Below are 16,079 nucleotides of genomic sequence, written 5' to 3' on the forward strand. Positions count from 1 at the left end.
CTTCAAGATCATTGTAAAGTTCAAGCAGAATTGACATGATCTGAGCTTGAAAACAGATTATTAGATTGAAAAAGACGTAATAAAATGAAGGAGTCTTGCTGAGTGGTTAAGCGTATTGCAATAACAATGCTGTGTGTCGCAAGTTTATCAGGTTGTGCCAGTTTTATTTCCAGCGGCACAGGTACGGCTCCTGTAGGAACTGAAAGTGGGGCGCGTACCTTGGGGCAGGTATTTATTGATTCCTCAATTGTCCGTACTGCAAAAATTAATCTTTATAAATTGGATTCGCGCTTCAAGCAGGCCCGGGTCAATATTGAAAGTTTTCATGGCAATGTCTTATTGACCGGTCAGGTGCCGGATGCCCATTTAAAGCAACTGGCTGAAGACAATGTCAAATCCATGAGTGATGTCAAAGCGGTACATAATTTTATTACTGTCGGCAATCAGATCAGCTATAGCACCATCATGCAGGATACTGCGGTGACTGCAAATACCCGTGGCTTGATCATGAAAGCGACTGTGGTAGCGGATAGTAAAGTGCATGTGCATACTGAAGATGGCGTACTGTATGTGATGGGTCGTTTAAATGGTGCCGAGATTACTGACCTGAATCAGGTATTACAGCAGGTAGGCAATGTTACTAAAATCGTGACCCTAATTGATAATGTGGAGCAATATTCAAGTCTGGCTAATCAAAACTTTGCCGCACCGGCATATGCGCAGCCGGGTATTGAACAGACGCCAGTGGCGATTGATCCTGATACGGTTGAACCGACCTATGAACCATAAGGTCGGCCAGTTTAAAACCCAACTCTCACAGCGTATTTTGCAGTTTCAACAGCACTATCAAGATTTCCGGTTATACGATTTTGGCAGTTATGCTTTAAATCGTTTAACCCCGAAACAGGGCTACACGGTCGAAACACAATTGGCCTATGGTCTGAAATCCCGGCAACGCTTTGACCTGTTTCGAAGTCAGCAGCCTTTGCCTCATCGTCCCCTGATTGTGTTTGTACATGGCGGTGCCTGGTTGCATGGCGATAAAAAGGATTACCAGTTTATCGGTGAGGCTTTTGCTAAAGACGGCTATGATGTGGTGGTGATGAATTATCATCTGGCGCCACAACATATTTTTCCGACCTATATTCATGATCTACATTTATTGCTCAATCATTTGCAGCAGTCAGCTGGACAGTTGCAGATCTGTGCTGAAAATCTGGTCTTGATGGGACACTCTGCCGGGGCATTCAATGTGATGTCTGCCTTGTATCATCCGCAATCTGCCAGCATTGATCACAATCAAATCCGGGCGATTATTGGTCTGGCGGGGCCTTATCATTTTGATTACAAAAATGATCCGATCTGTGCCGATGCATTTGATCAGGCGGTGCCTTATCAGCAGGTGATGCCTTATTATTTTGTTAAAAATAGCTCAATCCGGCATTATCTGTTTATTGCCGAAAAAGACAAGATTGTTGGGCATTTCAATAGCCAGGATTTGGACCGCGTACTGAAAGAGAAGGGCAATCATAGCCATTTGATTCACATTCCGAAACTTGGCCATATTACGATCGTGGGTTCGCTCTCTAGTTTGTTTAGCCGTTTTTTCCACACCAAGGCACAGGTGCTTTGGGCGCTCGAAGATGCATTTAAATCCTGAGCTAATAGCTGGATAACCCTGTAGCAACACATAAAAAAGAACCCAGGGCGATTATCCACTGGATTCTTTTTTAAGCCGTTGAGCTAAATCTTTCAAGTGCAGATTTATAGCCAGGTCTTGGTGTCGTCTGCGACTGCCGTACCTTGAGTGACATGCATGATCATGGCATGCGCAATACTGCCTTTGAATGGAATTTCAGGCAGTTGATCGAATTTGAAGAATTGCGCATCGCTAATTTCTTCTTCCTGCAGCTCGATTTCTCCCGCGGCATATTCAGCCTTGAAGGCAATCATCAGATTGCTTGGAAACGGCCAGGGCTGGCTGGCCAGATACTGAATATTCTTGAGCTGTAAACCGACTTCTTCCAACGTTTCACGACGTACTGCATCTTCCAGCGTTTCACCCACTTCAACGAAACCGGCAATCAGTCCATACATCTGGCTTTTAGTATTACGTGCATTTTTGGCCAGCAGAATCTCGTCTTTGCCTTTGGTAATAACAGTAATAACACAAGGCTGTACCCGTGGATATTGACGATAGTTGCAGGATGGGCAGACCATGGCATATTCAACAGCATGCGCTTCAGTCGCTGTGCCGCAATGACTACAGAATTTATGGTTACGACGCCATTCTAAAAGCTGCACCGCACGACTGGCCTGTTCAAATTGCTGGGTATTCCAGAACTGTAACAGCTGACGGATGGGAACCAGTTGTAAGTCTGGAGGAGTTGGCTCATCGGGAAGGAGGTCACGGGCAATCACCTGATCACCCGTGTGGAGTAGCAAATCACTTGCTAAGGCTTCAACCTGTGGAAGTTGAAAGTGTTGATCGACCAGCAGTTGCTGTTGTTGAAAAATATAAGCAAGTGATAATTTGGACATTAGGCAACTATTTTGAGTTTCTCACTACTGTCCAATGCTACCTGAAACATCGCCTGTAATACAGGCTGTTTGTTCTTTAAGTTATCAATCATCATGTCGGCACTGGCCAGGGTGTCTAAAGCACGATGAATTTCTTCCGGACTTAATGCAATCGACAGATCAATACGGTTTTTGATGAATTCTGCAGTGGTCGTGAATGCAGTACGAACATGTTCCGCATTCAGGAATAGCATCGCGCCGCCGATTTCACAAAACTGTACCGGAACAGGTTCAAGGGCTGTCAAGTCATGATCTTGCAGGTAATTGCTGAGAATCTGGCTGGAAAGCTCAATTAGAGCCTTAGTTTCAGTGAGTAAAGCAGCGTGTGCTTCATCCAGACGGTCCAGAGAAATATTCATGTTGTTGACACGCAGCTGCAAGCGGCTCGAAGTATGATGACGTTCCAGTACGCCAATCGAGTTCATCGCAGACAGAATCACATTCATCAACTGCTGGGCAAAGCTGGCATCCTGCATCATCTCCGGTTGGTTCAGTGAAGCAGCCTGACGGGTCAGGTCATGATAGGCTTCATTCAGGTTCAACACCTTGAAGATATTGGCCAAACTATTCAGTTGAGCCTGTAATTCCTGAGTCTTTTCAGGCGTCATATTCTGATAATTGAACTCGATATCATTACGAATTTGCGCCATTTCCGTGGTCACCAATTCGCTGATGGTATGCATGGTTTCAAAGTCTGGACCATACAGATGGCGACTGAAGACCTGTAATTGCATATCGGTCAGTAGGTCATCGCCCACATTGAGCTGGCTACGGATAGATTGCGCAGTTTCATCTTCCTGACTGATACACAGGCTAAGAATATTAGCTAAATCTGACAACGAAGCCTTGAAGCTGTCTGCTGAGCTAAAATATTGTGCCATGTTGCGTTCAATGCTCACCAGTGTGCGTAGACGTGGCTCATTAATCAGCAGGTGCTCAATATTGTTTAACGCGACATATACCAGATTCCAGTACTGCTTGCTGTCATGTTGTTCTGCAAGTCCGGCCAGATAAGCCCCCACCAGTTTGATGGCTTGCAAATCCAGTTCACTTTCTTCCTGATTGATCAGCTTGTTGAGTGACAGCTTATACAGACGGTGTACATATTGGGATTTTTCCAGACTTGGTGCCTGTGGCAGCGCAAAATCAGGAGTGACGCAATCTAATAGCGATTCTACATGCTGGCCTTCAGTCGTCAGTGGTTTACCCAAAGCCAGTTCCAAGCGGTTCAGGGTATCCAGCAAAAACTGTGGAATTTTTACTTCACGCAAACAGATAAATTCGATATAGCGTTTCAGCATAGTGGTGCCTTCACTCAAGGCGATCACTTCTTGAGTATTGACCTGCGCCGGATTCCCCATAATCTTGCGCATTAATTCTGCTGAATATTGAGCGACTTTTGCCAGATTGGACATGTCGATGAGTGCCAGAACCTGGGCGCATTGTTCGAACTGATTTAATGCATCATCAATACCAAAAGGTAAAGTCTGGTCTTCTACCAAGGTGCTTACTGCTGATTCGACTAACTTGATCGAGTTATCAACCTCATTTTTTATTATCAGTAAAGCTGTTGGATCAAAATGTATAGAGGTTTGGTAAGACATGATCTGCACCTTTCCTGGAGTATTATCTATATATGAGCCCCGCTTTAAACTACGGGGCCTCTTTGTATTTACTATAACTGAAGAACGATAGTTTTAAACCTAAAGTATCCCCGGAAATGTAGATTTTATTTCGCGAAAAGGCAAGCAGTTCCATGTTTTTCTTCGAATTGTTTGACCCAATTCTCATGTTCCTGTAATTCCTGTTCTGACGGGAGAATCACCGGTAATTCAATTTCAACTCTGGCCATCCCTGAACGGCTGTTCTGGTCTTCAGACTGAGACAGGGCATCGATATCAAAAGACACCTGTCCACCGGTCATCGCCAGATAAACATCGGACAGGATTTCCGCATCGAGCAAGGCACCGTGGAAAGTACGGTCACGTTGTGGAATCTCGTAACGGCGCACTAAGGCATCCAGCGAATTTTTCTGCCCGGGATGCTTGGACTTGGCCAGTGCCAAGGTATCGGTGACGTCACAAACCTCGGAGAGTGCTTTAAAACCTGCACGTTTGAATTCCATATCCAGGAAGTTCATATCGAAGGTTGCGTTATGCGCAATAATTTCCGCGCCGTGTAAATAGTCAAACAGCACTTGAGAAATTTCTTCAAACAGCGGTTTGTCTTGCAGGAATTCGTCGGTGATCCCGTGGACATTCACAGAATCGCCGACCGGTGTTTTCGGATTGATATAAATATGAATCGAGCTGCCGGTCAGTTTGCGGTTAATCATTTCCAGCGCGCCGACTTCAATAATCCGGTCACCATCCTGATAATAAAAACCGGTGGTTTCAGTATCCAGAATCAGTTGTCGTGGGCCATGCAGCTGTAACTTGGCCGGTGTAATGACAATTTGCGGATGTATCTCAGTCGAGGCAGATGCGTCTGAAGATGAAGCATCTTCATTGCTGTCCGTTGCTAAAACTTCAGTCTGTACAATTTCTTCAACAGTCACTTCGATGATTTCTTCCGGCAGGTCTTCCAGCTCTTCTTCACTCTCAGCCAGATCCAGACCGAAAGGATCATCTAGCAACCAGTCGGGTTCAGATTTTTTTTTATCTTCAGACATTGAAGGGCTTTGCTTGGATTTTTTCAGGGTTTCATCAGCACCCAGATTGGCCAGCTGATCGGCCATTTCATTGCCCGGATGTCCAGCATGACCTTTGACCCAGTGCCATTCAATATCGCGTCCTTGACAGACTTCATCGAGTTTTTGCCACAGATCCGGATTTTTGACGTCTTTCCAGTTTTTCTTTTTCCAGCCGTGAATCCATTCGGTAATGCCTTGTTTGACGTATTTGGAATCGGTATAGATCACCAGTTTGTCTTGCTTGTCACAGAACAGAATCCCTTCAATCGCAGCCGTCAGTTCCATACGGTTATTGGTAGTATGGTCTTCACCGCCACAGATTTTGTGTTCTTGTTGGCCATTAACAATGTACGCACCCCAACCGCCTAAACCCGGGTTGCCGCGACAGGCGCCATCAACATAAAGTGTGATAGTGTGTGACATAGATGAAATCCGATCAAAATAGAACAAGCTGGAAGGCTTATTGTATAGCGCAAATGCAGTCGATCAATCTATATGTCCGGGATTTTTTAATTTCTTGTAACATTTAACGTGAAATCGCGGTAAATTATTGGCTTGAGTCTTCGACATGCTTCACTACAATGGCATATCTAAAAAATAAATTTATATACGAGTTGTTTGGATTTCTTTATGTATAAACCAACCGCAATTTTGTGGCAGCCGACATTACCTACATTTTTAAAATATTCTGTACTGGGAACTGCGCTTGCTTCTCTAGGACTGACGGGCTGTTCATCTACACAAAGTGCGACCCAAACAGCATCAAGCAAGCAGGTTGGATCACAATATTTGGATGCCAGCAGTCTGGATGGACTCGAAGATTTACTCTCTGCAACGGATATGCGTGCAGTCGAAGGTGACCGTTTACAGATTCTGAAACATGGTGATGTCTGGAAACGCATGACCGTGGGTTTCAAGATGGACTTAAGTGTCTGGAATCCGCGGATTGATGCGCAGCGTGGCTGGTTTATTTCACGTCAGCCTTATCTGGATCGCTTAAGTGCGCGTGCATCACGTTATTTATATTACACGGTAAAAGAAGCAGAACGCCGTGGTATGCCGACCGAGTTGGCACTATTACCGATTATCGAAAGTTCTTATGATCCGGCTGCGACCAGTAGTGCGGCGGCGGCAGGTTTATGGCAATTTATTCCAAGTACCGGCCGTATTTATGGTTTAAAGCAGACCTCATTATACGATGGTCGCCGTGATGTAGTGGAATCGACCCGTGCAGCCTATGAATTTTTAGGCAGTCTGTATAACCAGTTTGGTTCCTGGGAATTGGCGCTCGCTTCTTATAATGCCGGCCCAGGCCGTATCCAGCAGGCAATTAACCGTAACAAAGCCGCAGGTCTGCCCACCGATTATTGGTCATTGAAACTACCACAAGAAACCATGAGTTACGTGCCACGTTTCCTGGCGGTTGCACAAATTATTAAAAATCCGGGCAGTTATGGGGTGAGTTTGCCACCGATTGCCAACCGTCCGCATTTCCGTGAAGTACCGGTCGGTGTTGCCAGTTTAAATGAAATTGCAGCGATTACCGGTTTGAGCCGTGCAGAACTGTATCAATTAAACCCGGGTCATCGTGGTGATCATATTGATCCTGCAAGTCCGCGCCGTATTCTGATTCCAGCTGACCTAAGTCCTTCAGTCGATGAAAAGCTAAAAAAATTATCCGGTTCAGGTGGTTTATGGGCGAGTAACACGAGCAGCCTGCCGCGAAATACGACGACAGTGGTGCCCACCAGAGCTGCACCGCCAGAATTAAATACCAAAACGATTACACCTTCTAAACAGACTCCGCCAGCGGTTGTTAGTAATCAGCCTGCAACGACTGTTGCTAAAACAACGACTCCGGCTAAAGCTGCAAGTACGCCACCTGTCGTCACAGCAGCGGTAAGTACCGCGACAACGGCAAATACTGTAACGCAGACTACGAAAAAGATTTCGACGCCTAAAGGCTCATCTGCCTTGGCCAGTTTTGCGGCACAAAGTGATTTGCCGATTCCAAGTGCGCCGCGTATTCCGGTAGCTGTAACACCTGCAGCGCCAGCGAAACAGATTCAGGTCGAACCACCGATTTCGGCAGCTGAGCGTCAGCAAGTTGAGCAGGCGGTCATCGCACAGGATATTCAGAAAACTGTAGATGAAATTCTGCAGCCTGTCGCAACACCGGCAGAACAGGCCCAAGTGGTTGAAGAGCTGAAAGCATTGGCGCCGGCAGGTACAGAAATTGTTGATCCTTATGATGGCAAAATCAAGCTGACTGCCATTCAAACCAGCCTGTCTGTGGCTGAGCAGCAAGGCAAAGAACTGACAAAAGGCTTCTCTTATCCAAAAGAAGTTGCTGACAATACCACTGCGAATTCGGTTGAAGCCCAGCTGAATCAGGGCAAAAATTACGTCAAGACTGATTCTGAAGTGGTGGTGGTCGCTCCAAAAGGCAAACGCAGTACCTATAAGGTGTTACTAGGTGATAATCTGGCAATGATTGCGGCTAAAAATGGCGTGAACTGGCGTGATGTGGCGAAATGGAACCAGATTGATCCAAATTCTCCACTGTATGTGGGCACCACCATTTATCTGTATGATGCCAAACCTGTACAGGAAGCCAGTAAAGCCAAAGAAAAGCCGGAAACTTATGTCGTTCAGGCCAATGACTCTCTGACTAGCGTAGCGAATCAGTTTGGTTTCAGTGTAAAACAACTGGCTGATTTTAATGGCTTGAGCACCAATAGTGGTTTGTTCGTTGGGCAAAAGCTGTCATTGAAAGATACAGGGAAATCCACAGCCAAAGCTGAAGAGATTAAAAAATCTGAAACTGCCAAGGTTCAGACCAAATCCTATACAGTGAAACGCGGTGAGTATCTGAAACTGATTGCCGATCGTTACGGACTCTCAAATGCTGAACTGGCATCTTTGACTTCAGGTCTGACTGCCGGTAGCAGTCTGATGCTGGGTCAGAAAATCAATGTACCACTTCAGGAAGTTGAAGGACTAACGGCATCTAGCCAGAAAACTGAGCAGAAGTTTGAAAATGTCAAAGTCGATCAGACTGCAACTGAAAACTATCAGGTCAAACGCGGTGAAACCCTGTATAGCATTGCCAATCAAAGCAAGCTCAGTGTATCTGAACTGGCAGCTTTAAATGGTTTTTCGGCCAATAGCGGCTTACGTATGGGTCAGACCATCAAGATTCCAGCCGGAAGTCAGACCCCTGAAACCTATACGGTTCAATCGGGTGATACGTTGACCGGCATTGCTGCAAGATACAATCTGTCAATGGACCAGGTGGCGAGCCTGAATGGCATGTCACGTAATGCCGGTTTGCGAGTGGGACAGCGTCTGAAACTCAGTGGTGAAGTTGCTGAACCGGTACGTGAAGTGGTTGCTGAAACTGCGTCGAAGAATGCAAAATCGGATTCGCATGTGGTGAAGTCAGGTGAAACCTTAAGTTCTATTGCACGTCAGTATCATTTACAACTGAAATATCTGGCAGATTTAAATGGCCTGAATACCAATAGTACGGTGCGTATTGGTCAGCGTTTAAAAATTGAGGGTGACTTTCCGGTAGATAAAAAAGTTGAAGACGTGAAAGTGGCAACTAAGCCTGTAGCTTCTAAGGCAACTGAATCCTATACCGTTAAATCAGGCGAATCCCTGAATGCAATCGCCAGCCGTTTAGGCATAAGCGTGACCGACCTTGCTCAGTTAAATAATCTGAGTCCACGTGCAGGATTACGTGTCAGTCAAACTATTCAGATTCCAAAACTGGTGACGGATTATAAAGTCAAACGTGGTGATACCTTAATCGGTCTGGCCTCACGTTATGGTCTGAACAGCAATGAACTGGCGGAAATGAATGATCTCAAACCGAATACACAATTGCGTATTGGTGATGTGATTAAAGTGCCGAATTAATGAATGGATCATGAGATTCGCTCATTTATTTAAAACTTTCAGGTTGATCTGGCTAGCCCCGCTGCTCGTAAGTAGCAGTTGGGCAGCCCTGATCACCACCCCATATATTGCACTACATAGTCAGCCGAAATATGCTCAGGCCAAATCCCTACCTTATGCCAATCCGCAAGCACCGAAAGGCGGTACGCTGATTCTGGCAGCTGATGGCAGTTTCGATAATTTGAACAGCATGAATGGCAAGGGCAATGTCACTGAAGGGGGCAACTATATTTTTGACAGTTTGCTGTCCAAGTCACTGGATGAGCCCGGTGTGTACTATTCTTTGCTGGCAGAAAAAGTCAGTTTTGACCCCAAGAAAACCGCCTTTATTATTTTTCATTTAAATCCCAAAGCACGGTTTAGCAATGGCCAGCCGGTGACTGCACAAGATGTCAAATACAGTTTTGAGTTGTTTCAGACCCAGTCCAATTTTGGCCTGCAGATGTATCTGGCTGATTTAAACCGGCTGGAAGTCCTGTCACCTTTACAGGTCAAAATGAATTTTAAATCCGGACATAATCCGGAAATGGCGATGATTGTCGCGCAGATGCCCATTTATTCTAAACAGGAATGGCAAAAACGTAATTTTAAAGAATTGACGCTGAAACCGATGCTGGGTTCAGGGCCTTATGTCATTGAACACATAGATGCTGGACGTAGTATTAGCTACAAACGCAATCCCCGATACTGGGGCAAAGACTTGATGGTCAATCGCGGGCGTTATAATTTTGACCGGATCAAGTATCGTTATTATCGTAGTCCTGAAATCAAGTTTGAAGCTTTCAAGTCGGGCCAATTTACCTTGCATGAGGAAAAACAGGTCAACCGCTGGGTGAAAGACTACCAGTTTCCCGCCGTTCGGCAAGGACAGGTGCAGCGTTACCGCTTTCAGCATCACAACCCGATTCCGACCCAGAGTCTGATATTCAATACCCGCCGTCAGCCTTTTGCCGATATCCGTTTCCGCCAAGCCTTGAGTTTTGCCTATGACTTTGAATGGCTGAATAAAGCCATGTTCTATGGTGAATATCAGCGCCTGAACAGCTTTTTTTCCAATAGCGAGCTTGCATCTCATGGACGGCCAGGCATTCAAGAACTGCACATTTTAAAACCCCATTTAAAGCAGCTTGATCCGGTTCAACGTCAGGCTGTACTGCAGGACTGGAAATATCCTCAGTCAGATGCCTCCGGTTTTAACCGGAACAATCTGTTAAAAGCCCGTCAATTGCTATTAAAGGCAGGCTATCGTTATCAACAGGGGAAGTTGGTCAATGCTGCGGGTCAACCGGTACAGATTGAGTTCCTGTTGCATCAGGCGGAGCAACAGCGTGATCTGATGCCATATCTACGTCATTTAAAACGCTTGGGCATTCAGGCCAGCATTCGTATGGTAGAAACCGCGCAATATTATGAACGGCTGCGGAATTATCAGTTTGATATGATTATTGATACCATGCCGCAATCCCTGACACCGGGGCAGGAGCAGAAACAGTTCTGGGGCAGTCAGGCCGCAGCGCAGTCAGGTAATTATAATTATGCCGGCATTCGAAATCCGGCCATCGATGCCGTCATTCAGCAGGTGACTCAGGCTCAAAACCGTGAACAGCTGGTGAATAGTACCCGAGCATTAGACCGTTTACTGCGTGCAGGCTATTATCATATTCTGACTTATGGTACGGGTGAATACTGGTATGCTTACTGGAATATGTATCAGCAGCCGCAACGAAAACCTAAACTCTCCGCCGGGATTGATTACTGGTGGGTCGATGCAGAAAAGGCCAGACATGTGGCTGATTATTTCAAACAGCATTAAGCTCCAAGCCTATCAGGGAGTGCCATGAGCACTTATATTCTCAAACGTCTGTTGCTGATGATTCCAACCTTGCTGATCATTTTGCTGATCAATTTCATGGTGATCCAGCTGGCACCCGGTGGTCCGGTGGAGCAGGCGATTTATCAGGCGCAACAGGTCAATGGTTTGGCGCATACCGGATTGCAGTATCAGGGAAAGCAAGGCCTCACACCGGAGATGCTTGAGCAGATTAATATCCAGTACGGCTTTGACCAGCCGCTGCATATTCGATTTTGGGAAATGCTAACGCGTTATGCGCAGTTTGATCTGGGGCAGAGTTTTTTCAAAGACAAACCTGTGACTGAACTCATCTGGGAAAAATTGCCAGTATCGCTTTCTTTAGGCCTGTGGAGTACCTTGCTGATTTATCTGGTCTCCATTCCTTTAGGGATTAGAAAAGCCCGAAAACATGGCAGTCTGTTTGATCAGACTACCTCTCTAGTGTTGGCAGTAGGCTATGCCATTCCAGCCTTTATTTTTGCCATTTTACTCATCATATTTTTTGCTGGTGGGTCTTATCTGCACTGGTTTCCCTTGCAGGGAATTCGCTCTGAAAATTTTGCTGAACTCTCATTCTTTGCGAAAATTCAGGATTATTTCTGGCATATGGCCTTGCCGCTGTTGGCCATGGTGCTTGGCGGATTTGCCAGTTTGACCTATCTGGTCAAATTTTCTTTTGTGGAAGAGCTGAGCAAACAATATGTCCTGGCTGCGCGGGCCAAAGGTTTAACTGAACATGCAGTGCTGTATCGGCATGTATTCCGGAATGCCATTTTAGTGCTTATCGCAGGTTTGCCCGAAGTTCTGATCGGGGTGTTTTTCGTGGGCAACCTGTTTATCGAGATTATTTTTAATCTGGATGGGTTAGGTGTTTTAGGTTTTGAGGCGATTATCCAGCGTGACTATCCGGTGATTTTCGGTACTTTGTTTATCTTTACCTTGCTCGGCCTGATGCTGCGCTTGCTGAGCGATTTGCTCTATCAACTGATTGATCCAAGGATTCATTTCAGTTCACGTCGAGGATCACAATAATGTCTTCCTTGATGCAAGCACGCTGGCAACGTTTTAAGCAGCATAAGTTGGGTTTTAGCTGTTTCATTATTTTCAGTGCTATTTTCATCATTTCCTTGGGTGCAGAACTGATTGCTAACGATAAGCCCCTGTTGGTGAAATATGATCATGCTTTTTATCTGCCCATCTTGAAATCCTACCCGGAAACCACGTTTGGTGGAGTATTTGAGACAGAAGCAGAATATAAAGATCCTGCCGTACAGCAACTGATTGCAGAAAAAGGCTGGGCGATCTGGCCCATCATTCCGTTTTCCTATCAAACGCCAAATTTTGAACTGGCTGAACCGGTGCCTTCGCCCCCGAGTGTGCAAAACTGGCTGGGAACAGATGACCAGGGCCGTGATATTCTGGCACTGATTCTATATGGCTTAAGGATTTCATTACTGTTTGGTTTTGCACTGACTTTATTGTCTGCGGCGCTGGGAATTTTAGCAGGGGCTATTCAGGGTTATTATGGTGGATGGATTGACCTGATCGGGCAACGCATACTCGAAGTCTGGAGCGGTTTGCCGATGCTGTTTATGGTGATGGTACTGGTCAGTCTGTTTACCCCGAGTATTTACTGGCTATTTCTGATCATGCTGTTATTTGGCTGGACCACACTGGTGAGTATGGTGCGCGCTGAGTTTTTGCGCGCCAGAAATCTGGAATACGTCTGGGCAGCAAGAAGTATTGGGGCCGGGGATGGACGGATCATGTTCAAACATATTCTCCCCAATGTGATAGGTTCTAGCCTGTCACAGTTACCTTTTATGCTAACCGCCAATATTACTGCACTGACAGCGCTGGATTTTTTAGGGTATGGTTTGCCACCCGATTCGGCATCCCTAGGGGAACTCTTGCTTCAGGCCAAAAACAACTTAAATGCGCCGTGGCTGGCATTGTCTGGATTTTTTAGTTTGGCGATTGTACTGAGTTTGCTGATCTATATGGGAGAAGCAGTACGGGATGCTTTTGATCCAAGAAACTAAATCACAAAAATCTTTAACCATAAAAAAATAAGCAGATAAAAATTGTGTAAATTTGACAAGACTGATTGTCAATTGTTCTGGCTTACGTTATAAACGAATACAAAATAATAGTAACGTATCAGGACAGATCATGACTCAATTGGCCGATTCCATTCAAATTCGTAATACCACTTTTAAAAATCGCATCATTAAAGGTGCCATGAGTGAAGCACTGGCCAATGATGCCGGCCAGCCCAATCAGGCGCATTTCAAGTTGTATGAAGCATGGGCCGAAGGTGGCTTGGGTTGTGCTATTACGGGTAATGTCATGGTGGATTATCGTGCCAAGAATGAACCGGGGGTCGTAGTGGTAGAAACAGAACGCGATCTGGCGCAGCTCAAAGTCTGGGCCGACGTAGGCAAACAGCATGGCATGGTACAACTGGTCCAGTTGTCGCATCCGGGCCGCCAGTGTCCCAAGGGCCTGAATCAAGAAACGGTTGCACCGTCCGCAGTCCCATTTAGTCCGGCTTTGGCAATGAGCTTTGGAACCCCGCGGGAACTGCGTGAAGATGAAATCCTGGATATTATCCAGCGCTTTGCCACTTCGGCTGCTATCTGTGAACAAGCAGGATTTGAGGGGGTGCAGTTGCATGGGGCACATGGTTATCTGATTAGCCAGTTTCTGTCACCGCTGACCAATAAGCGTCAGGATCAATGGGGTGGTAGTATTGAGAATCGCACCCGTTTCTTGCTGCAAACCTATCAGGCTGTTCGTGCTGCGACTTCGGAAAATTTTATTATTTCAGTCAAGCTGAATTCAGCTGATTTCCAGCGCGGTGGTATTAGCGAAGAAGATGTCATTTATGTCTTTAAGGCGATGGACACTGCAGGCATTGATATCATTGAAGTGTCAGGTGGTAGCTATGAAGCACCTGCGATGGCCGGCGTGAAAGCAGACAAGCGCAAGGCCTCGACCATTGCCCGTGAAGCCTATTTCCTCGATTTTGCCGAAAAAATCCGTCAGGAAGTGAAGTGCCATATCATGGTCACTGGTGGATTCCGAACAGTTGAAGGCATGAATGCCGCGCTCGACAGTGGTGCCTGTGATTTTGTCGGGATTGCACGTCCCTTTGCGGTAGAACCTGACTTGGGTAATCGTCTGGTTGCGGGGCAGGATGTACGTTATGCGGTTGAGAAAATTAAAACCGGTATTCCAATGGTCGACAAAATGGCGATTATGGAAATCATCTGGTATGCCGCGCAGTTTAAGGAAATTGCCAAAGGCAAGCAGCCTAATCCGAAACTGTCACCACTAAAAGTCTTTTTGCAGTATCTGAAAGGCAATGTCAAAGCGGTGATCAAGGGACAATTAAACTCGCGAAAATCGGCTTAATTTATATTAAAAAAAACCGGACACTGCAAATGTCCGGTTTTTTAATTTCTGGCATTTAGGAGTGCTTTAGGAATAATGCATCGCTTGGGTCTGAAAAGGAAATAATAACTGACTTAACTGACGAGTCGCCCATAAGCCTATTTCGGTATGATGCATATGCGGTGTAGTATAAGGAATCAGTAAATCAATTTTCTGTTCAGCACCCTCACAGCGCATGAAGCGGCTTTTTAACTGATTTAAGCGCTGCTGGTCCATACGGCTCATTGCAGGTTCAATTTTTGCTTGTGATGGGGCTGCACTACGTGAGGACAGGCGAGTTGCCAAGCCTGCACCCTGAATCCAGTCTTTAATAATCTGTTTTTCGGTCGCATTAAAGACCCCAAACATTTTACCTTCCGGATGATCGATCATTTTCCAGAAGCGACTTTGTTCTACTGGCGCATCTTTCACGATCCAGCCTTTTTCAATCATCACCTGCAAAAACTCGCTAATCTGGGCAGGATCGGATAACCAATCATTGATGGTCTTGCCACTAAACTGACATTTCTGATTATGAATATATTGACCAATCAGCGCTTTATTCTGAAAAACTTTTAAAGCCATCTGCCCAATATCCAGTTCCTTAATAATCTGAGAAGAACTTTTGCCGATGTCATTTAGAACATGGCCTTTTTTAATTAGCTCCAGATAAGTTTCCGGGTTTTCTGCATGATTAAAATGCTGGATAAACGCTTGCAGGGATTTCTGCGCATGACCATTGTGAGCATTATCAATAGTAATGTGCACATTGAAATAATGCGGATCGATACCCAGTTCAGCCAGTTCATAATTGGTGATTAACAGATGCAGCGGTAACTGTTCATAACCGAGATTAAAGCCAATGACCAGAGGTAAATATTTGGCCGGGGCATAAGCCAGTGCCAACTGTACGGCAGCCTGTTCATAGTAACTGTCATCCAAATGCTCGGCGTAACTGTTCAGCTCATAATGACTCAACAGGTCCTGATACATGGTGACATGATTGGCACGCGGATGCCCTAAACCAAGCTCTTCGAGATAGATGTAAATCAAATCTTTTAGCTCGGGCTGATTACAGTTTGGCACGGTCGAATATAACCAGGCACCATCGACCAGTTTGACCGGTGCAACTTTCGCCAGGAATTCGAAAGCATGAGAAACCGTTGGAAAATATTCCCGAGGCTGCTGCTGTTTACGGCGATTGACATAGGCCTGGAAAGTGGCACAGATTTGATGATGTTGTTCTAAAAGATGCTGTTCAACCTGTGCGGGCCGATCTAACCATCCGAGAGTATCAATATTTAAATTTTTAATCAGATCGCTCAAATAAGATTCAGCTTTTTCAGTTTTGGTATATGTCGAAATTTCAGTATCTTGAAAAAAGTCGACCCAATCCTTAAAGCTTTTAATTTGATAATTATGATTTTTATTTGGCGATAAAGGTAAACTTAGCTCTGTGCTGACGAACATAATCTGATCCTTGCAGATTTCTCTTAATTTACCTTAACGTGCCCTCTAAAAGCAGGGTGTTGAATTTTTGTTCTAATTTATTGGTGT

11 protein-coding genes are annotated in these 16,079 nt (G+C 45.5%); 7 read left to right on the top strand and 4 right to left on the bottom strand.

The features are described 5' to 3' along the window. Positions 1-102: 102 nt before the first annotated feature. On the top strand, positions 103-789 hold the full coding sequence (locus NI466_RS02370; protein WP_253172554.1) for a BON domain-containing protein: 687 nt from the start codon (positions 103-105) through the stop codon (positions 787-789). Next, a complete protein-coding gene (locus NI466_RS02375) occupies positions 779-1,660 on the top strand; it encodes an alpha/beta hydrolase (RefSeq protein ID WP_253172555.1) in 882 nt (293 codons plus the stop codon). Before NI466_RS02370 ends, NI466_RS02375 begins: the two co-directional genes overlap by 11 nt. Before the next feature lie 104 nt (positions 1,661-1,764). On the opposite strand, the gene nudC is transcribed toward NI466_RS02375, so the two are convergent. The 3 genes from nudC to dnaQ all read right to left on the bottom strand — a co-directional run bounded on the left by nudC (position 1,765) and on the right by dnaQ (position 5,695). Further along, positions 1,765-2,541, bottom strand: coding sequence for an NAD(+) diphosphatase (nudC, locus tag NI466_RS02380; protein WP_253172556.1), 777 nt, complete (start codon positions 2,539-2,541; stop codon positions 1,765-1,767). Then, the gene (locus NI466_RS02385) at positions 2,541-4,184 is read right to left on the bottom strand and encodes a chemotaxis protein (protein WP_253172557.1); all 1,644 of its coding nucleotides are present in this window, start codon (positions 4,182-4,184) and stop codon (positions 2,541-2,543) included. Before NI466_RS02385 ends, nudC begins: the two co-directional genes overlap by 1 nt. Before the next feature lie 125 nt (positions 4,185-4,309). Continuing rightward, on the bottom strand, positions 4,310-5,695 hold the full coding sequence (dnaQ, locus tag NI466_RS02390; RefSeq protein ID WP_243475342.1) for a DNA polymerase III subunit epsilon: 1,386 nt from the start codon (positions 5,693-5,695) through the stop codon (positions 4,310-4,312). A 207-nt stretch (positions 5,696-5,902) separates the two neighbouring features. Between dnaQ and NI466_RS02395 the strand changes: the two genes are divergently transcribed. The 5 genes from NI466_RS02395 (at position 5,903) to NI466_RS02415 (ending at position 14,504) form a co-directional block, all read left to right on the top strand. Beyond that, complete coding sequence (locus NI466_RS02395; protein ID WP_253172558.1) at positions 5,903-9,196, top strand: LysM peptidoglycan-binding domain-containing protein; 3,294 nt, start codon at positions 5,903-5,905, stop codon at positions 9,194-9,196. Between the two features lie 10 nt (positions 9,197-9,206). Then, positions 9,207-11,048, top strand: coding sequence for an extracellular solute-binding protein (locus NI466_RS02400; protein WP_253172559.1), 1,842 nt, complete (start codon positions 9,207-9,209; stop codon positions 11,046-11,048). A gap of 24 nt (positions 11,049-11,072) precedes the next feature. Further along, entirely contained in the window at positions 11,073-12,119 is a 1,047-nt protein-coding gene (gene yejB, locus NI466_RS02405; protein WP_253113826.1) for a microcin C ABC transporter permease YejB, read from the top strand. Continuing rightward, complete coding sequence (locus tag NI466_RS02410; RefSeq protein WP_253113828.1) at positions 12,119-13,129, top strand: ABC transporter permease; 1,011 nt, start codon at positions 12,119-12,121, stop codon at positions 13,127-13,129. The genes yejB and NI466_RS02410 overlap by 1 nt, the downstream gene beginning before the upstream one ends. 130 nt (positions 13,130-13,259) lie before the next feature. Next, the gene (locus NI466_RS02415) at positions 13,260-14,504 is read left to right on the top strand and encodes an NADH:flavin oxidoreductase/NADH oxidase family protein (RefSeq protein ID WP_138742704.1); all 1,245 of its coding nucleotides are present in this window, start codon (positions 13,260-13,262) and stop codon (positions 14,502-14,504) included. A 66-nt stretch (positions 14,505-14,570) separates the two neighbouring features. On the opposite strand, the gene NI466_RS02420 is transcribed toward NI466_RS02415, so the two are convergent. Further along, entirely contained in the window at positions 14,571-15,992 is a 1,422-nt protein-coding gene (locus NI466_RS02420) for an iron-containing redox enzyme family protein (protein ID WP_253113829.1), read from the bottom strand. Positions 15,993-16,079: the final 87 nt, after the last annotated feature.

The sequence above is a fragment of the Acinetobacter lwoffii genome (assembly GCF_024129595.1).
GTDB lineage: Bacteria > Pseudomonadota > Gammaproteobacteria > Pseudomonadales > Moraxellaceae > Acinetobacter > Acinetobacter lwoffii_O.